The following is a 19,019-nucleotide window of genomic DNA, read 5'->3' as shown; positions in this document are numbered from 1 at the left end:
CTTAAAAACTAATCTGCAACGAGCCATACACACCCGTTTGGCCGGCCGCTCCGGCAATGGCATCTAAATCAGTGTAAGCAAGAGCCACAGCAACGCGCTTACTCGGAAACCAGCCCACAAAAATATCGTACCAATCTTGTTCTTTGGCGAAACTCAAATTATCTGGTTTTTGCCGATACTCCATGCCCACTACCCAATGACGGTTAACAAACATCGCCACTGACGCTTCTGCTACCCATTGGTAGTTGTTGTGCAAGTCGCCACCAAAGCCAAGCAACCCTAGCTCGTTCGCACGAGTGCCGCGTACGGTTAAGTTAGCCAGCCAAGTACGATGCCAAGGGCCATCTAACCAAGCCTTGGTCGCACTCACGTAGAGATCGGTGCCATTGGCGGACGCTGCACCTAGTGCTTGCGGTAAGCTAAAATCACCCGAGCGTTTGTGCTGCAGGCCAATACTCACTTGTGGCATAGCGCCATAAATAACATCACCCGCAAGGCGATATTTAAGCCCATAAATCGATTGCTTCAGTTCGCCACCTAATTGCTTCAACTCAAAGTTGTGCCGCGCATAACTGAACTCCCAGCGATTATCATAGGTGACAGTCGCGGCACCTACCTGCAACTGATAGTCATCAACGTCAGCTACATTGAAGGCTAGGGTTGCGCCCCATTGCTGTTGATCGGCGTAACTTGCTAAGGTTGCCCAAGGGACAATTCCCCCTCCCCCAGCACCTTCAATATTGGTCAAGCCTCCGGTTGCTAATAAGCGACCAAACTCGGCTTGGGCAGGGGCGCTCAGCAGACCTAGGGCCGCCGCCACTAACCAACCTAACTTAGCAGATCTTGCTGTGTTCATGCTTACTCTGCTCATGCTTGTTGTCCTTGTTGATGTTGTTTGAGCCATAGCTCAAGCTCCGCCGCAGCTAACGGCCGACTGAAGTAAAATCCTTGCACTGTGGTACAGCCTAAACGCTGCAAGACCTGCCAAGTAGCTTGATCTTCAACCCCCTCAGCAACAGTCTGCAACTGCAATTGATGCGCCAGCGCTAAGGTGGATTGCACAATAGTTTGGTCGACCTCACTGTGCGCCAGTTCTTGGATAAAAGAGCGGTCTAACTTCAATTCATCTGCAGGGAGTTGCTTCAGTTGGGCCAAGGACGCATAACCGGTGCCGTAATCATCGATCGCTATTTTAAAGCCGAGCTCGCGTAAGGCTTGGAGTTTAGCTCTGGCACTGGTGGGGTCTTCCATCACTGCACTTTCAGTCACCTCAAGGGTGATCCAAGCCGGCGCTATGCCCTGTTGTTTTGCCTGTTGCTGTAATTCAGTCACTAAGCTCGGTGAGGATAAATCTAAAGCCGACAAATTCATCGCTAAACTTAGCTTATGCCCTTGCTCATGCCATAACGCCAGTTGGGCTAAGCCGGCACTAATCACCCATTGGGTGAGCCGATAAATTTCTCCCGTTTGCTCCGCCAGCGGAATAAATTCATCGGGCCGCACCACGCCAAGGTGTTCGTCGCGCCAGCGCAATAAAGCTTCAACCCCAACCACAGTGCCCGTAGCGGTCGCAAGCTTAGGTTGATAGTGCAACTGCAAGCGTTGTTCGCGCACCGCTTTGGGCAGCGCTTGCACTATCTGCAAGCGCCGTAAATACTGCTCGTCCATGCCAGCTTGATAAGCCACCGCAAAACGGTTCTGTAGTCGAGCTTGGCGGGCGCACAATTGAGCCTTACGCAGCAAATCATCGACGGCATCCGCGCCGCCAGTAAAAGCTAAGTAGCCACTATGAAAATGCAATAAATAGCTACTATCAGCTAACCACCAAGGTTGTTCTAGCTGCAGTTTTAATTGCTCTAGCAACCGCTCAACTTGCGGCAAGGTTTGTCCAACCCCAACCAACACAAATTCATCACCAGCTAACCGTGCTAGCCACCAAGGTTTGCTGAGTAAGGCGCTAAGCCGTTGTGCTATGGCCTGCAACAGACGGTCCGCCACTTGCTGGCCAAACTTGTCATTGACCTCGCCAAACCTAGCCACATTGAGCAAAATAATGTAGCCCTGCTGATGGCTTTCGATAGCTTCACGCAGATAACTTTGCAAACTCACCCGATTGGGCAGTTCGGTCAGTAAATCATGCTCCAACTGAAAGACAATTTGCTGCTCACGCATGGCAATATCATGGCGCATGGCCTCAAACGCCGTCCCTAACTTGCCAAATTCATCACCCCGATTGATGCCAATAGGTTTAGCATAGTCGCCTTGCCCAAGGCGTTGCGTGGCCTGGGTTAATTGCGCCAGTGGTTCGGTAATTTTGCGTGCTGTTAAGATCGCCAACAAGCTGGCTAAAATAAGTAGCAGCAAGGCCATCGCCGCATATTGTTGTTGCAGGGTGACGAATTCTTGTTGCGCCTGCTGCCGTTGGCTAGAAAAAATCACCTGTAACCCCTGCGGGCCGGCTAATTGCGCCGTTTGACTCAGGTTATTGATATGGGCGGCTAAGTCCAGCTGCTGTAACCGCTGGTCTAAGGGCTGTTGATTATTACCCAAAATAGTGCGCTCAGCTGCACTCAAACTTGAGGCATAAATTTGCTCGGTGCCAACCTCCATGAAGCTAATATCAGCCAGAGTTAACTGTTGCAATAACTTGGCTAGCTCATCATCAACGCGAAAGCCAAGGGTTGCCCAGGCGATAAGATCCGGCGCCTGTACTGGCACAGTGACTATTTGAAAAATCTCATCTTGCACCAAAATCAAAGGTGCAGCCGCAACTGCAGTACGTGCCGCAATACTCGGTAAGGCACTAACCGCATGGGTTGCTGCAACCTCATCCCCGGCCGCATTTTGTAACACCATCAAGTTAGTGCCAATGCGCTCACCATGGTTAACCAGCGCCGAAATGATGGTTTCTTGGTCTTGGCTAGCTATCGCCTCCCGAAAACCAAAATCTGCCGTGAGTACCGCCGCTGCTTGTTGTAATTGCTCCGTTCGCACTTGCATTAATTCTGAAAAAACGCGCTCGCTCACCAGCAACTCGCGCTCTAGACTCCGTTCAGACTGAAGTGCCACCACCCAACGTAAAGTCACCAACGAGGTTGCCAAAATGCCTGCGGTAAGCAGCAAAAACAGCAGTAATAATCGAGTTCTGAAGCTGTTGATGCGCATTTAATGCTGCTCACTCATAAGGGTTTGTTGTTTACGCTGATTAAATTTTTGCTGTAACGGCGATAGTGGGGGTGGTTGCTGCTGTTGTTTGCTCACTGGCAGTTGCACCACCAGTTCCGTTTGCCCGCTGCGCACAGTCACCAGAGTGTCGGTAACAGTGTTTTCCTGGCCCGGATACCAGACCGCTAACTGGGTGCTCCCAGCCGGCACTGTCACTTGGCCTTGCGCATCCGTTTGGGCGCTGTACTGATGCGGGCTGATATAGATGTAGGCTTTCATATGGTCGTGGATATTGCAGCCCAGCACCACCACCCCAGCTTGCTCAAAGCGCACCAGCGGCTGCTCACGATTGCTGTAAAGAGGTAACTCGAAAGGCTTGGCGGGCGAGAACGAAAAGACTTGATGGCGAATGTTATCCCGATTGGGGAACACCACTTGGCTGCCCTTGGCGACTACTAAGATGAAGGGAACAAATAATTTATCCACCTGATCCATCACGTAGGTTTCTGCCGTTAACAAATTATCTGCGCTGTTCGTTGTCGTTGGCAGGTCTACTCCTGTCGGAATACTAACCACCGCCCCAGCTAAGGGCTGTTGCTGTGCGTCTAACACTTTAACTTGCAGGTTAGTTGCGGTTGCTGCGGCCGAGAAGATTAACGCAAGTACTGCTATGCTGCTTACAGCACCGAGTAAGAAAACCGTAAAAACGGTTTGAAATAACCGCATAGTAACCTCATGTATTCACTAGTAACATGGTTTTAGATGAGTGACTATAAAAGGTAACCCTTACCTTTTGCACGACTTTTTTCGCACTACTTTTTTCACAATAAGGAGCAAAACATGGCAACCCGCACCGAAACCGATAGCATGGGCTCCGTCGAGGTACCAGTTGATGCCCTTTGGCGCGCCCAAACTGAGCGTGCGCGACAGAATTTTCAACTCAGCTCGTTGCGCTTTCCAGCCCGTTTTATTCATGCCTTGGCGCAGGTTAAAGCCGCTGCTGCGCAAGCTAATGCCAAAGCCGGCGTGCTAACCCAGCCCCAAGCGCAAGCCATTATCGCTGCGGCTGATACCATTTTAGCGCAAGCTGAACCAGATAGTTTTCCGCTAGATATTTTTCAAACCGGCTCGGGCACCAGCACCAATATGAACATGAACGAGGTGCTCAGCAGCCTAGTCAAACAACAAAGCGGGCTCGAGCTGCATCCTAACGACCACATTAATGCCAGCCAAAGCAGTAACGATGTGATTCCTACCACGATTCTGGTGAGCTCAACCTTGGCTATCAGTCAACAGCTGCTGCCGGCCTTGCAACATTTACAGCAAGTGATCAAACAAAAAGCGACCAGCTTAAAAGATGTGGTTAAAACCGGCCGTACCCACCTGATGGATGCCATGCCGCTTACCTTCGCCCAAGAACTATCGGCCTGGGCAGCCCAAGTTAACCATACCCAGGTTACTTTAGAACAACATTTGCAATTACTACAACAATTGCCTCAAGGTGGTACCGCCATCGGCTCAGGCGTTAATGCTCCGGATGGGTTTGCGGCAGACTTTTGCCAAGCGTTGAATGAGCGCAGCGCCGCTCAGTTTTGCCCGGCTGCAAATCTGTTTGCTGGTATTGCTGGGCAAGAAATCAACGCCATGGTGAGCGGCACCCTGAATGCGATCGGCACGGTACTGCTCAAAATCAGCAACGATTTACGTTGGATGAACAGCGGTCCACTGGCTGGCCTAGGTGAAATCAGCCTGACCGCGTTACAGCCGGGCAGCAGCATCATGCCAGGTAAAGTGAATCCAGTAATTCCTGAAGCTGTAGCTATGGTTGCGGTGCAGGTGGCGGGTAACTACCACACGGTCAGTGCTGCAGCGCAGCAAGGCAATTTCCAATTAAATGTGATGTTGCCGGTAATTGCCTACAATCAACTGCAAAGTATTGAACTGCTCAGCCACGCGGCCCGTGCCCTAGCTGACCAAGCGATTGCTGATTTCAGCGTCAATCACCAACGCATCAACGCCGTGCTAGCTCGTAATCCGATTCTAGTAACCGCCTTAAATCGCGAGATTGGCTACAACCAAGCCGCCGCCATTGCCAAACAGGCCTATCAGCAACAGCGCGATATTCTTGACGTTGCTGCTGAGCAAACGGATTTAGATCGCGACACCTTAGCGCGCTTACTGGATCCCAAACGACTTACCGAATAAATCGCAACTCAACACAGGAGTGATCATGTCAAAACATGTTGTTATTACCGGTGCCAACCGTGGTATTGGCCTAGCTTTAACTGCGCAGTATTTGGCCCAAGGCGACACAGTGACCGCTGTTTGTCGTAGCAGTAGCGAAGCCTTAGAACAGTTGCAGCCAAGCCGAATCATTACCGGCATCGATGTGACTGATGCCAATGCCGTACGCGAGTTAGCCCAACAGCTTGCCGATCAAACCATCGATATTTTGATCAATAACGCCGGCTTGTTAGAACGCGATAGCTTAGGTGCTATCCATGCCGACAGTTTACTGCGGCAATTTCAGGTTAACGCAATGGGGCCATTGATCCTCACCGATGCGCTGCGCTCTCGCCTACATAACGGCAGTAAAGTAGTGCTTATCACCAGCCGCATGGGCTCCATGACAGATAACGGCTCGGGTGGCTATTATGGCTACCGCATGAGTAAGGCCGCCTTGAATGCCGCGGGGGTTTCCTTAGCACGGGATCTCGAAGCCGCTGGGGTCGCGGTAGCCTTGCTGCATCCAGGCTTTGTACAGACCGAGATGGTGAATAACGCCGGCGATATCAGTGCTGATCAAGCTGCAACTCGACTTATCGCTCGCATTAATGAACTAACCTTAAGTTCCAGTGGTCAATTTATCCATAGCAACGGCGAGTCACTCCCGTGGTAGCGACTCATTCTCCTCATAAGGATAAATCATGATTTCCAACAATAGTTTACGCCCGTTAACCGCGGGCATTTTAGCCGCTGGGTTGGTGCTTGCGGCGGGGGTGTTAAGCTATGCCCTGACTGCTAGCGTGCAAGAGTTTCGTAGTTTTGAACGGGTGGTCGAGGTCAAAGGCCTAGCCGAACGCGAAGTTGCCGCTGATACGGCGATTTGGCCACTTAAAGTGGTTCGAGCTGGCAACAGTCAACAGACCATTTACGAAGAGCTTGATGCTGATATCAAGGCCATCCAAACCTTTTTGCTGAATAATGGCTTTCGTCAGGATGATATTTCTATCGCCGCACCAAATGTCCTCGATAAACTAGCTGAACGTTGGGCCACAGAAGACGTTGGCTTGCGCTATACCGGTGAACAAACCCTAACGGTTTACACCAACCAGGTCGACAATGTTCGAGCCCTACGGCAACGCTTATCTGAATTAGGCAAACAAGGCGTGAGCTTGAGTGGAAATGCCTACGAAACCCAAGTTGAATATCATTTTAATGGCTTAAATGCGATTAAACCTAGTATGATTGAGGAGTCGGCGCGCAACGCCCGTGAAGTCGCTTTACGTTTTGCCGAGCATTCTAATAGTGAATTAGGTAAAATTCGTAGTGCTAATCAAGGGCAGTTCAGTATTTACGATAGGGACTCCAATACCCCTCATTTGAAAATTGTGCGGGTGGTGTCGACGGTTGAATACCAACTTGTTGATTAACGACCACGGATTCGTTGATTAATTAAACAAACTATCGCTTTTTTAAGCAATCGCGCAGAAATACGCGTTTTTTTGAGAAAAAGTGGTTGACGGTATCGTCCCTGATTTGCATAATACGCGCCGCACTCACCGAGCGCAGTTTGATAAAAAATTTGGTATGGCTACGTAGCTCAGCTGGTTAGAGCACAGCACTCATAATGCTGGGGTCGCAAGTTCGAATCTCGCCGTAGCCACCATCCAAATAGCCTTTTTGGGCGGACGTGGTGGAATTGGTAGACACGCTGGATTTAGGTTCCAGTGCCTCACGGCGTGAGAGTTCGAGTCTCTCCGTCCGCACCAACTCAAACTGTGAGGCGATAATAGCTGTTGGGGTATAGCCAAGCGGTAAGGCAGCGGGTTTTGATCCCGCCATTCCCAGGTTCAAATCCTGGTACCCCAGCCAATCGTCTTTTATCTCTTTGATGCACCCTGTGTTGGGGTATAGCCAAGCGGTAAGGCAGCGGGTTTTGATCCCGCCATTCCCAGGTTCAAATCCTGGTACCCCAGCCATTTTTTTGATCCCCCTGATTATTGCGGGGGTGGCGGAATTGGTAGACGCGCTAGCTTCAGGTGCTAGTGAGCTAACGCTCGTGGGGGTTCAAGTCCCCCCCTCCGCACCATCGTTATGGTGAAACCGCAATAAGCAGTTTAAATAAGCATTAAATAACAAAACGCTCGTGGATATTTGCTGAAGTTTAGCTAACATCCACGAGCGTTTTTTGTTGTCTCTCTCACCAGCTTCAAAAGCCGATGGCCCGACGTACCAAGGCTCGTTTCAAAGGTTGTACTTGCGCTACCGCGAACAAGCCGGCAGCTACTAGTCCCTGCGGTGCCCAATGCGGCGAACTAAAACCAACATGGATGGCATCCATAGCACGCATCATCAGCTGGTTTTCACGCATTCTAATACGTTCATACGCGGCCAAGGCCGGGGCTAAAGGTTGACTGGCTAATTGCGCTACTAGGGTTTGCACGTCGGCAAAGCCTAAATTAACCCCCTGCCCGGCTAACGGATGAATGCTGTGCGCGGCATCACCGATAAGCACCACCGATTGCTTCACTTGATAGCGCAATGCGCGCTGACGACGCAGCGGAAAACTGGCAAAGTTGAGCAATTGATAAGCGCCAAGGTGCGGCGCAAAGGTTTGTTCAAGCTGTTGCGCTACTGCTTCAGGTTGTTGACTAAAATGCTGCCATTGTTGTTCGCTACGATAATCAATTAAACAGGCCTGGCGTTCACCAAGAGGTAACAGCGCATAAGGCCCTTCCGGACGAAACACTTCCCATGTTGCCGGCGCAATAGGTTCGGCCAGTTCTGCTAGCGCCAGCATACAGCGCATGTCATAATCCCAGCCGCGCTGACCAATCTGAGCCGCTTTGGCGACCTGCGATTGGGCCCCGTCAGCGCCAATCAATAAATCGTAACTTAACAGCTCACCGCTACTTAACTGCACTTGTTGCTTGGTTAAATCAAACGCTTGTACTTGAGTTTGAGCTCTTGCGTTGATTGGCAACTCGGCAAACTGCTGCCAGAGCGCTTGCTGCAATGCGTGATTCTCAACCATCGCCCCTAGCATCTCGGTGTCGCTATCATGCTGGTTAAATTCAAGCCGCTGCCCGTGTTGTGTTTGCACTGCAAGCTGGGTGTAGGGAAATTGCCGCTCGGGTCTAATTAGCGCCCAGGTTTGTAACTGTTGTAGCCATTGCACATTACGCAGATGAATCGATGAGATCCGTAAATCCCACGGGCCGCAGCTAACCACTACCGGGCCCGCTTCAATCAGCTCTATCTGATGACCTTGCTGCGCCAGGGCAACTGCCGCTGCTGCGCCCACCATACCGCCACCCACAATAACTATCTGCATGATTTATCTCTTTACCCGGTAAACTTACTACGCATGATAAAAAATACTGCGCCAAGAATACATAAGCCAGCCCATAAATAATCCCAAGTTAGCTTTTCTTTCATGTAAAACAATGCAAAAGGCACAAATACTGACAGGGTAATCACCTCTTGCAAGATTTTCAGCTGACCCAAGTTCATGACCTCATAACCGATACGGTTGGCGGGTACTTGTAACAGATATTCCAGCAAGGCAATGCCCCAACTGGCAAAAGCCGCCACCAGCCATGGTTTTTCAGCGAGGTTTTTCAAATGGGCATACCAAGCAAAGGTCATAAAAACATTACTCAGCGTTAATAAAGTGATCGTGATAATATAGCGATTCATACAGGTCTCGTTGACTAGGCGGCTGGCGCCGCACAAGGACATTATGGACACGCCGCAGCGCACCGTGGTTATAGCTTCTCTATTGATTATTACGGCCGAGCTATGCTTTGCCGGGGTAAGTGCCTTAGTTAAATATTTGAGCACCTATTTACCCTCAGAACAATTGGTGTTTTTCAGAAATTTAATGGCTTTTTTAGTGTTGCTGCCGTGGCTGTGGCGCAAAGGCCCCAGCGCCTTTAAAACTAAAGCTTGGAAATTTCACCTCAGCCGCGGCTTGGCGGGTTTGGCGGCGATGTATTTGTTCTTTTATGCGATCGCACATTTGCCCTTAGCGCAAGCCACCCTGGTGCTGTTATTATCCCCTTTTATTATTCCCATCATTGGGCGGCTTTGGTTACACGAAAAAGTGCTCCCCCAAACCTGGTTGGCGATTGGGATTGGCTTTATCGGCGTCTTTATTTTTCTTAATCCCACCACAGCGACCTTGTCGCCGGTGGTCGCAGTAGCTTTCATTGCTGCTTGCTTAGCAGCTTTTACTAAAACTTTGATCCGGCAGATGTCAGCTACTGAATCATCCAGTAAAATAGTGTTTTATTTTGCTAGCCTAGCGACGCTGTTATCGGCGCTGCCCCTATTATGGATGGGGCAAGCTGTTGCCCCTCAACATTGGTTGGCTATTGTCGTTATGGGAGCCCTAGCAGTGGCCGGGCAATTAACCATGACCAAAGCCTTTGCCATGGCACCAGCCGCTAGAGTCGGTGTTTTTACTTACAGTTCGGTTATTTTTGCCGCTCTTATGGGCTACTGGTTTTGGCAAGAGCCCATCACTTTAAGTATGTTGATAGGAGCCGGCGTTATTATGGTGGCCGGTTATTTAGCGATTCGCACCCGACGCCAAGCTTAAGCAGGCGGTAAATCCGCCTGAAAGTTGGCAGTTGGGTGCAGAACAAGCTAAAATAGCCGCCCATTTAGTCTATTGATAGCTTGGTTAAGACCAGTGTCACTGCTGCAGCTTAGCCAACCAACGCGATACAGCAAGCGAGCCAGAGATTTATGAGTAAGAAGTTATATATTAAAACTTGGGGTTGTCAGATGAACGAGTACGATTCAGCGAAAATGGCTGATCTACTTAAGGCAACTCATGGCTACGAGGTGGCAGGCGAGCCTGAAGAAGCAGATTTGATTTTGCTCAACACCTGCTCTATTCGCGAAAAGGCCCAAGAAAAAGTCTTTCATCAGTTAGGCCGTTGGAAAACCCTAAAAGATAAAAATCCCGATCTCGTGATTGGGGTTGGCGGCTGTGTGGCCTCGCAAGAAGGCGATCATATTCGTGAACGTGCTCCGTACGTAGATATCGTGTTTGGCCCACAAACCTTGCATCGGTTGCCAGAGATGGTGAAGCAAGTACAAACCCATCACACGCCGATGGTCGATATCTCGTTTCCTGAAATCGAGAAATTCGACCGTCTACCAGAACCCAAAGCAGACGGCCCTAGCGCATTCGTTTCTATTATGGAAGGTTGCAGCAAGTACTGTACGTTCTGTGTGGTGCCGTACACCCGCGGTGAAGAAGTCAGTCGTCCCGTCGACGACGTATTATTCGAAATTGCCCAGCTAGCTGAGCAAGGCGTACGCGAAGTGAATTTACTGGGCCAGAACGTGAATGCCTACCGGGGTGAACATCATACCGGTGAGGTGTGCCGATTTGCTGAGTTATTGCACTTAGTTGCTGCTATCGATGGTATTGATCGCATCCGTTACACCACCTCGCATCCGGTGGAGTTTACTGACGATATCATTGAAGCTTACGCCACCATTCCAGAATTAGTGAGTCATTTACACCTGCCGGTGCAAAGTGGTTCAGACCGTATTCTGACGTTAATGAAACGTGGACACACGGCATTAGAATATAAGTCACAGATCCGTAAGCTTAAAAAAGTACGCCCTGATATCGCCATGAGCTCAGATTTTATTATTGGCTTCCCAGGTGAGACTGATGCCGACTTTGAAGCCACCATGGATTTGATTCAAGCCATTGATTACGATATGAGCTTTAGCTTCATCTACAGTGCGCGTCCTGGTACACCAGCCGCTGATTTACCTGATGATGTTACTGAAGCCACCAAGAAACAACGCCTGCAGCTGTTACAGCAACGCATTAATCAGCAAGCCCATGCGCATGCTCGGCGGATGTTAGGCACTGAGCAACGTATCTTGGTTATTGGCCCATCGAAGAAAGATCCGATGGAGCTTAGTGGGCGTACCGAGAACAACCGCGTGGTTAACTTTATCGGCGAGCCGTCCATGATAGGTAAATTTGTTGATGTCAAAATCACCGATGTGTTTGTTAACTCATTACGCGGCGACGTGTTACGGGTAGAATCAGACATGGGCTTGCGGGTTGATACCGCACCACAAACGATCTTGGCACGACAGGCAAAACACCAACCTAACGAGCTTGGCGTGGCCACTTTCGTTCCTCCAGCAGCCTCTTAACCGGCTGCTGGATTTTATCTTCGCAACACCGAGGTTAGCTTGACTCAAACTGTAAGTACGTTAGACATAACTCTAGAGCCCGCAGATAACAACCGTATTGCCGATTTATGCGGGCCCGTTGACGACAACTTAAAACACATTGAGCGCCGCTTAGGCATAGAAATCAGTCATCGTCACAATGAATTTCGCCTGCTCGGCCCAGCTCATACAGTGCAGGCTGGTGCCAAAATCCTGCGCGATTTATACCTAGAAACCGCCACCATCAAAGGTGATGCCGGTAGTGTCACCCCACAAATGGTGCACCTAGCGGTGCAGCAAGCGCAAGTGCTTGAACAGCAACACCATGACGATGACCCCGCGTTTGCGAAAATGACTCACATTAAAACCAAACGTGGGCTGATCAAACCCCGTAACCCGAATCAAGCCGAATACGTTCGCGCCATCTTAACTCACGATGTTAACTTTGGCGTAGGTCCTGCCGGTACCGGTAAAACCTACCTGGCCGTGGCCTGTGCCGTAGATGCACTCGAGCGCCAAGAGATTCGTCGCATTCTATTAACTCGCCCAGCAGTTGAAGCTGGCGAGAAACTAGGCTTTTTACCCGGTGATTTAGCACAAAAGGTCGATCCTTATTTACGCCCGCTCTACGATGCCCTGTTTGAAATGCTCGGGTTTGAAAAAGTAGAAAAGCTCATTGAGCGCAATGTGATTGAGGTAGCCCCGCTTGCCTACATGCGCGGCCGTACCCTCAACGATGCTTTTATTATTTTGGATGAAAGCCAGAATACCACCTGCGAACAAATGAAAATGTTCCTGACTCGGATTGGCTTTAATTCTCGTGCTGTTATCACCGGAGATATTACTCAGGTTGACTTACCGCGCGGCCAAAAATCTGGGCTACGTCATGTCATTGAAGTACTCAAAGACATTGATGACATCAGTTTTACCTTCTTTCAGGCTTCTGATGTGGTCCGCCATCCCGTGGTGCAACGTATTGTGCAAGCTTACGAAAGCTTTGAACAAGCTCCTTCGAGTAACTCATGACCGCTACTTTAGATATCCAAATTGCCAGTACTGCCAGCGACATTCCCAGCCACCAGCAATTTAGCCAATGGGTGACCAGCGTGCTCCAGCACCTAGCCCAACCTGATAGCGAAATGACCATCAGGGTGGTTGACAGCGACGAAGGTTTGCAGCTTAATCACGATTATCGCGGTAAAGACTACGCCACTAATGTGCTGTCGTTTCCGTTTGAATCGCCGGTGCCTTTGCCTTTGCAACTGCTCGGTGATTTGGTCATTTGTGCACCTGTGGTTAGCCGCGAAGCAACTGAACAAAACAAACCCTTGGTAGCTCATTGGGCTCATTTAGTGGTGCATGGTACCTTGCATTTGCTGGGGTATGACCATATAGAAGACCAACAAGCTGAGCAGATGGAACAACTTGAAAGAGACATCCTAGCCGGCTTGGGCTATGCTGATCCCTATGCGGATACTGATGCTAATACCTAGACATTTACCTAGAAAAATAGCATAGATACAACTGACTTTTTTCGATAACCTACGCTGCTTAGCAGCATTATTTAGAAGCACACATGGAGCACAACCGACATCATGAGCGATGATAATCCCCACTCTACGAGCGGTTCTGCGCGTAAAACTTGGGCTAGCAAATTGCTGCAACTGTTTACCGGAGAACCGAATAGTCGAGAAGAGTTAGTCGACCTCATCCAGGACGCCGAAGAACGAGACTTGATTGACAATGACACCAAAGAAATGATCGAAGGGGTGTTAGATGTCGCCGAGCTTAAAGTGCGCGATATTATGGTGCCACGTTCGCAAATGGTCACCATTGATATTCATCAAAGCGTCGAGTCGTTTTTACCTATCGTGATTGATTCGCAGCACAGCCGCTATCCGGTAGTGAGCGAAAACAAAGACCACATCGAAGGCATTCTGCTTGCCAAAGATTTACTCGCCTATGGTTTTGGCATGACCGACGAAGAATTTTCGTTGGCTAAAGTGATTCGCCCAGCGGTGATTGTGCCCGAAAGCAAACGCGTTGATGTGTTACTGAAAGAGTTTCGCGAGCAGCGTTATCATATGGCTATCGTCGTCGATGAATACGGCGGTGTGTCAGGGTTAGTAACCATCGAAGATATTCTTGAAGAGATTGTTGGTGAAATTGAAGATGAAACCGACTTCAATGAAGATAGCAAAGCTGATATTCGGCGCATCAACAAGTCGCGTTATTCAGTAAAAGCTCTCACCACCATCGAAGACTTTAACGAATATTTTAATCTCGAGTTAGATGATGAAGAATACGACACCATTGGTGGTATGGTAGCTCATGGTTTTGGCCACTTACCGCAAGTTGGTGAAGAAGTGACCTTGCATGGCATGATCTTCAAAGTGACTGGTGCCGATAAACGTCGGATTCAGCAGTTACAAGTGACTTTAGCTGAAGCACCTCGTGTAACAGATGCAGACTAAATGAATAAAACCAAACTGATGGCATTGCTGCTAGGTGGCAGTTTAGTCTTTAGCTACTCCCCTTTTGAACAGGCTTGGTTGCCCCTTGCAGTGCTGACGCTTCTGTTGCTGCTATTACGCAACAGTAGCCCCAAGCAAGCTTTTGCGCATGGGTTTTGGTTTGGGCTGGGTTGGTTTGGTGCCGGCTTAAGCTGGATCTACGTCAGTATCGATCAGTTTGGTGGGCTGCATCCGCTCGCCTCCATTGCCATCTTACTGGTGCTCTATGCCTACTTAAGTTTGTTTCCCGCAGTGGCTTTATGGCTGTGGAAATGGAGCGAACACAAATTTGGCCCGAGCGCCATCTGGTTACTGCCAGTCATTTGGTTACTCACTGAAAGCTTGCGCGGCTGGCTGTTAACCGGATTCCCTTGGTTAGAGTTAGGATATAGCCAGACCGATGCCAGCCTTGGACAATACGCTGCTTGGGTGGGTGTTAGTGGCGTCAGTGTGATCGTCTGGCTGATTGCGATTAGCCTTTATCGTGGCTGGCAGCAGCGGTGTTTGTTGCCTACTGCGCTGGCCACAGCACTGCTACTAGTTAGCTTTGCTTTGCCACAATGGAGTCAATTAGAACGCACTGGCGAAACCAAACGAGTGCTGTTAGTACAAGGCAATATTTCTCAATCGATCAAGTGGAATCCTGATCAACATTGGCGCTCGCTTACAACCTATTTAGAACTCAGTAAGCCTTTCTATAGCAGTCATGACATCATTGTTTGGCCCGAATCTGCGGTGACTATGCCAGAGCCCTATACCGATGATATTTTGGCGAACATCCATCAAGATTTAGTGGCTGCTGATACTAGTTTAATCACCGGCATTATTGATTACAGCAATCGCGAATATTTTAATAGTTTGATTACCCTCGGTATGGATGCGCCCTATCAACCGATGGAAGCCTATTATCATGGCCATAGTAACCGCTATGCGAAGCATCAATTATTGCCCATTGGTGAGTTTGTTCCCTTTGAAAATTTACTGCGCCCGCTAGCCCCTTTGTTTGATCTACCTATGAGCTCATTTAGCCGGGGGGATTACGTACAGCCAGACTTACGCGCCAAAGGACAGCACTTAACTGCAGCGATTTGTTATGAAATCGCGTTTCCTAATCAAGTACGCGCCAATCTTAAGCCTAACTCAGATTTTTTAATCACGGTCAGCAACGATACCTGGTTTGGTGCCTCCCATGGCCCAGCTCAACACATGCAAATCGCTCGCATGCGCTCGATAGAACTTGGCCGTCCGTTATTGCGAGCTACCAACAATGGCATCACCGCAGTAGTTAACGAATACGGCCAAGAACTCGCGCGTGCGCCGCAGTTTGTTGCCGCCACACTCAGTGCCCAAGTCCCGCTAGTTCAAGGCACCACGCCGTTTTATCGTAATGGCCTACTAAATGCATGGATAATTGCACTGATGATTGCGATATGTGGTATTTTCGGCATGGTCAAGCGCCGCCAAAATCAGTAATATAAGCGCAAGTTTAACTAACCTTCGGGTTATTCGTCTTTTTTACCCTACTTTTGAGAAGCGAGTTAATCATGGAAAACATCGTAGCGGCAATTATCTTTGCTATTCTTGTTGGCGCTGGCACCTTAGGTGTTACTAGCTTGGGTTTCTTTGCCTTTCATCGCAACCCAGAAAGCGTTGATGCACAACAGCGCGAGCGGCTTGAGTATGCCTTCTTTGGCCTATTCGGCATCGTTATCATGCTGATGATGTGGTACGCGCTGTAAGCGTGTTCCTGCCTTTCTAGGCAGCCTCAGCTATTACTTTTAATTGCCACCAGTTAATCAATAAACGGAAGTCCAGATGTTAAAGCAGATGCCGGAGCAGTACGATCCAGCCCTTGTTGAACCCCAGGTACAACAGCGTTGGGAACGCGATAACGTGTTTCAAGTTAGCGAAGACCCTAGCAAAGAAAAATTCTATTGCTTGTCGATGTTTCCCTACCCAAGTGGCAAGCTCCATATGGGGCACGTACGTAACTACACGCTCGGTGATGTGGTCGCTCGGTTTCAGCGGATGCAAGGCAAAAACGTACTGCAACCTATGGGTTGGGATGCTTTTGGCTTGCCGGCCGAAAACGCCGCTATTCAGAACCAAACGGCACCAGCTAAATGGACCTACCAAAACATTGATTACATGCGTAACCAGCTCAAGTCTTTAGGCTTTGGTTATGATTGGTCGCGTGAATTAGCCACCTGTCAGCCAGACTATTATCGGTGGGAACAATGGTTCTTCACTAAGCTTTATGAAAAGGGCCTAGTGTACAAAAAGAATGCCACGGTAAACTGGGATCCGGTCGACCAAACCGTACTTGCTAACGAGCAAGTTATCGACGGTCGTGGCTGGCGTTCCGGCGCGAAAGTTGAGCAAAAAGAAATTCCGCAGTGGTTTATAAAAATCACTGACTACGCTCAAGAACTGCTCGACGATTTAGACCAACTTGAAGATTGGCCAGAGCAAGTAAAAACCATGCAGCGCAATTGGATTGGTCGTTCTGAAGGGGTTGAAATTGATTTTGCCATTGCTGACAGTGACGCGCATTTAACCGTTTACACCACTCGCCCAGATACCCTGTACGGGGTGACTTATATGGCAGTGGCGGCACAACACCCGTTGGCGCAACAAGCAGCTGAACAGAATCCTGAGCTTGCGGCCTTTATCGAAACTATTAAAAACGTCAAAATGGCTGAAGCTGATTTGGCTACCATTGACAAAAAAGGTATGGATACGGGTTTCCGTGGCGTTCATCCGCTAACGGGCGAGCTTATTCCAATCTGGGTCGCTAACTTTGTGTTGATGGATTACGGCTCAGGTGCAGTGATGGCCGTTCCGGCCCACGACCAACGTGACTGGGAATTCGCCACCACTTATCAATTGCCTATCACTGTGGTGATCGATCCGGCCAGCGGTGAGGCCGATATTAGCCAAGCTGCTATTACTGAAAAAGGCACCACCATTGCCTCTGGTCCCTACACAGGTTTAAGCAGTGATGAAGCGTTCCAAGCCATTGCTGATACCCTCGAACAACGTGGCATTGGCCGCCGTCAGGTGAACTTCCGCCTGCGTGATTGGGGCGTATCGCGGCAACGCTACTGGGGCGCTCCTATTCCTATGCTGAATTTAGCGAATGGTGAATCGGTGCCGGTACCGGCAGATCAACTGCCAGTAAAACTCCCTGAAGATGTGGTGATGTCAGGTAACTCATCCCCTATCAAAGAAGATCCACAATGGCGCCAAACCACTTACCAAGGGCAGCCAGCGGAACACGAAACCGATACTTTTGATACCTTTATGGAATCATCTTGGTATTACGCGCGCTATTGTAGCGCCAACTACCAAGACGGTATGCTGAACCCTGAGCAGGCTAACTATTGGTTGCCCGTAGACCAATACATCGGCGGTATTGAACACGCTATCCTGCATTTGCTCTATGCGCGTTTCTTCCACAAATTGTTACGCGACACTGGGTTAGTGGAATCTGATGAGCCATTTAAGCGCCTGTTAACCCAAGGTATGGTGCTTGCGGATAGTTATTTCCGTGAGGATGCCTCAGGGAAAATCACCTGGTATTCGCCCCTAGAGGTGGATATTCGTCGTGATGACAAAGGTCGCATCATTGAAGCCATCTTGCGCAGTGATGGTCAGCCGGTAACTCATGGCGGCATGACCAAAATGTCGAAATCCAAAAATAACGGCATCGATCCGCAGGTCATGATTGATAAATACGGTGCCGATACCGTGCGCCTGTTTATGATGTTTGCCGCACCGCCAGAAGCCACGCTCGAGTGGTCTGACTCTGGTGTAGATGGCGCGCAACGTTTCTTACGTCGAGTCTGGCGCCTGGCCGCGGACTTTACCGCGGTAGCAGACCAGCCGCGTAGCCAAGATTGGCAGCAACTGTCTGAGTCACAACAGCAATTACGCCGTGAGTTGCATCGTGCTATTCAAAAAGTTAGCGATGACATGGGCCGTCGCCAGAACTTCAATACAGCCATTGCGGCCATCATGGAATTATTGAACCGGCTGCAAAAAGCTCCTCTAGATACAGCTCTTGATCGTGGCTTAATGGCCGAAGCCTTGGATGCCGTAGTGCTGATGTTAGCGCCGGTAACCCCGCATTTAGCAGAAGCCCTGTGGCAGGCCTTAGGTCATAGCAGTGATATCAACTTTGCCGCTTGGCCAAGCTTTGATGAGACAGCTTTAGTCGAAACCTCGGTGCTGATTGTGGTGCAAGTTAACGGTAAGGTACGGAGTAAATTGACCGTAGCCGCCGATGCCGATGAAGCAACCGTCACTGCTCTAGCGATGGCAGACGACAATGTGGCGCGCTTTGTGGATGGAAAAACCATTCGGAAGCAGATTTATGTGCCCGGTAAGTTATTCAATATAGTGGCCAACTAATCATGCGCCACGGCTTGCTCCAATGGATAACTGTGCTGTTAGCCACAACCCTAATCATGGGTTGTGGCTTTCAGTTACGTGATCAGTATCAATTGCCGCCGAGTTTGCAACAAGTGTACTTACAAGCACCTAAGTTCAGTGAATTTGCTAATGTGTTTGAACAGCGCTTAAACTTAGCCGGGGTTGAACTCGTAGATGCCGATCCTGGCTTGGTGATTGCCATCAACCGCGATGAATTAAGTCGCCGTACCTTATCCTTATCGGGTTCAGGCCAAGTAGCGGAATACGAGTTGATCTATAGCGTGGACTACAGCATCAACGAAGCCAATAAAGATCCGATCGACCTACGAATTGAGGTCTATCGTGATTATCAAGACGACCCCAACTTTGCGCTAGCCAAGACCCGTGAACGCGAACTGCTGGTGGCAGAAATGCGTGAAGAAGCAGCCCGCCGCATGCTCCGGCAGATTCTTGCCCAGTTAGCGGAGTAAT

Annotated in this window: 17 protein-coding genes and 5 tRNA genes; 17 read left to right on the top strand and 5 right to left on the bottom strand. The window is 49.6% G+C overall.

From position 1 onward, the window contains the following. Position 1 precedes the first annotated feature (1 nt). From ACQ661_RS04160 to ACQ661_RS04150, 3 genes are read right to left on the bottom strand one after another with little or no spacing between them, the layout of a single operon-like run. Entirely contained in the window at positions 2–871 is an 870-nt protein-coding gene (locus ACQ661_RS04160; RefSeq protein WP_431667704.1) for a DUF3034 family protein, read from the bottom strand. Then, the gene (locus ACQ661_RS04155; RefSeq protein WP_431667703.1) at positions 868–3,165 is read right to left on the bottom strand and encodes a putative bifunctional diguanylate cyclase/phosphodiesterase; all 2,298 of its coding nucleotides are present in this window, start codon (positions 3,163–3,165) and stop codon (positions 868–870) included. Before ACQ661_RS04155 ends, ACQ661_RS04160 begins: the two co-directional genes overlap by 4 nt. Continuing rightward, positions 3,166–3,891 (bottom strand): methylamine utilization protein, encoded by a 726-nt coding sequence (locus tag ACQ661_RS04150; protein WP_431667702.1) that lies wholly within the window; start codon positions 3,889–3,891, stop codon positions 3,166–3,168. It lies immediately after the preceding gene. A gap of 114 nt (positions 3,892–4,005) precedes the next feature. On the opposite strand from ACQ661_RS04150, the gene ACQ661_RS04145 reads away from it, so the two are divergent. From ACQ661_RS04145 to ACQ661_RS04110, 8 genes are all read left to right on the top strand, one after another. Further along, positions 4,006–5,370 carry a class II fumarate hydratase gene (locus ACQ661_RS04145; RefSeq protein WP_153825753.1) on the top strand — a complete coding sequence of 455 codons (1,365 nt, stop codon included), beginning with the start codon at positions 4,006–4,008 and terminating at the stop codon, positions 5,368–5,370. Between the two features lie 25 nt (positions 5,371–5,395). Beyond that, positions 5,396–6,064 (top strand): SDR family oxidoreductase, encoded by a 669-nt coding sequence (locus ACQ661_RS04140; RefSeq protein WP_153825754.1) that lies wholly within the window; start codon positions 5,396–5,398, stop codon positions 6,062–6,064. A gap of 28 nt (positions 6,065–6,092) precedes the next feature. Next, the gene (locus ACQ661_RS04135; RefSeq protein ID WP_153825755.1) at positions 6,093–6,818 is read left to right on the top strand and encodes an SIMPL domain-containing protein; all 726 of its coding nucleotides are present in this window, start codon (positions 6,093–6,095) and stop codon (positions 6,816–6,818) included. A 159-nt stretch (positions 6,819–6,977) separates the two neighbouring features. Then, a tRNA-Met gene (locus ACQ661_RS04130) sits at positions 6,978–7,054 on the top strand. 18 nt (positions 7,055–7,072) lie between these two features. Further along, positions 7,073–7,157 (top strand) — tRNA-Leu (locus tag ACQ661_RS04125). A gap of 28 nt (positions 7,158–7,185) precedes the next feature. After that, a tRNA-Gln gene (locus tag ACQ661_RS04120) sits at positions 7,186–7,260 on the top strand. 32 nt (positions 7,261–7,292) lie between these two features. After that, positions 7,293–7,367 (top strand) — tRNA-Gln (locus tag ACQ661_RS04115). A gap of 23 nt (positions 7,368–7,390) precedes the next feature. Beyond that, positions 7,391–7,477 (top strand) — tRNA-Leu (locus tag ACQ661_RS04110). Between the two features lie 120 nt (positions 7,478–7,597). Here ACQ661_RS04110 and ACQ661_RS04105 read toward each other — a convergent pair. Then, a complete protein-coding gene (locus ACQ661_RS04105) occupies positions 7,598–8,722 on the bottom strand; it encodes an FAD-dependent monooxygenase (protein ID WP_431667701.1) in 1,125 nt (374 codons plus the stop codon). Positions 8,723–8,733: 11 nt separating this feature from the next. Then, positions 8,734–9,087: a DMT family protein gene (locus ACQ661_RS04100; RefSeq protein ID WP_110074764.1), complete on the bottom strand. Its 354-nt coding sequence runs from the start codon at positions 9,085–9,087 to the stop codon at positions 8,734–8,736. Positions 9,088–9,130: 43 nt separating this feature from the next. Here ACQ661_RS04100 and ACQ661_RS04095 point away from each other — a divergent pair, with 43 nt between their 5' ends. The 9 genes from ACQ661_RS04095 (at position 9,131) to lptE (ending at position 19,018) form a co-directional block, all read left to right on the top strand. Continuing rightward, the gene (locus ACQ661_RS04095; protein WP_431667700.1) at positions 9,131–9,991 is read left to right on the top strand and encodes a DMT family transporter; all 861 of its coding nucleotides are present in this window, start codon (positions 9,131–9,133) and stop codon (positions 9,989–9,991) included. Between the two features lie 149 nt (positions 9,992–10,140). After that, positions 10,141–11,583 (top strand): tRNA (N6-isopentenyl adenosine(37)-C2)-methylthiotransferase MiaB, encoded by a 1,443-nt coding sequence (gene miaB, locus ACQ661_RS04090; protein ID WP_153825758.1) that lies wholly within the window; start codon positions 10,141–10,143, stop codon positions 11,581–11,583. Positions 11,584–11,622: 39 nt separating this feature from the next. Further along, positions 11,623–12,627, top strand: coding sequence for a PhoH family protein (locus tag ACQ661_RS04085; RefSeq protein WP_313932424.1), 1,005 nt, complete (start codon positions 11,623–11,625; stop codon positions 12,625–12,627). Beyond that, on the top strand, positions 12,624–13,094 hold the full coding sequence (gene ybeY, locus ACQ661_RS04080; RefSeq protein WP_431667699.1) for an rRNA maturation RNase YbeY: 471 nt from the start codon (positions 12,624–12,626) through the stop codon (positions 13,092–13,094). Before ACQ661_RS04085 ends, ybeY begins: the two co-directional genes overlap by 4 nt. 102 nt (positions 13,095–13,196) lie before the next feature. Next, complete coding sequence (gene corC, locus ACQ661_RS04075; RefSeq protein WP_153825761.1) at positions 13,197–14,075, top strand: CNNM family magnesium/cobalt transport protein CorC; 879 nt, start codon at positions 13,197–13,199, stop codon at positions 14,073–14,075. Next, the gene (lnt, locus tag ACQ661_RS04070) at positions 14,076–15,587 is read left to right on the top strand and encodes an apolipoprotein N-acyltransferase (RefSeq protein ID WP_431667698.1); all 1,512 of its coding nucleotides are present in this window, start codon (positions 14,076–14,078) and stop codon (positions 15,585–15,587) included. A gap of 71 nt (positions 15,588–15,658) precedes the next feature. Continuing rightward, entirely contained in the window at positions 15,659–15,853 is a 195-nt protein-coding gene (locus tag ACQ661_RS04065; protein ID WP_153825763.1) for a hypothetical protein, read from the top strand. 88 nt (positions 15,854–15,941) lie between these two features. Further along, positions 15,942–18,527 (top strand): leucine--tRNA ligase, encoded by a 2,586-nt coding sequence (gene leuS / locus ACQ661_RS04060; RefSeq protein WP_431667715.1) that lies wholly within the window; start codon positions 15,942–15,944, stop codon positions 18,525–18,527. A 32-nt stretch (positions 18,528–18,559) separates the two neighbouring features. Beyond that, positions 18,560–19,018 (top strand): LPS assembly lipoprotein LptE, encoded by a 459-nt coding sequence (gene lptE / locus ACQ661_RS04055; RefSeq protein WP_431667697.1) that lies wholly within the window; start codon positions 18,560–18,562, stop codon positions 19,016–19,018. The last annotated feature ends 1 nt before the right edge of the window (position 19,019 follow it).

Source organism: Pseudidiomarina sp. WS423 (genome assembly GCF_050750165.1).
In the GTDB taxonomy this organism is placed as follows: Bacteria; Pseudomonadota; Gammaproteobacteria; order Enterobacterales; family Alteromonadaceae; genus Pseudidiomarina; species Pseudidiomarina fusca.
This window is presented reverse-complemented; position numbering and strand designations above follow the sequence as displayed.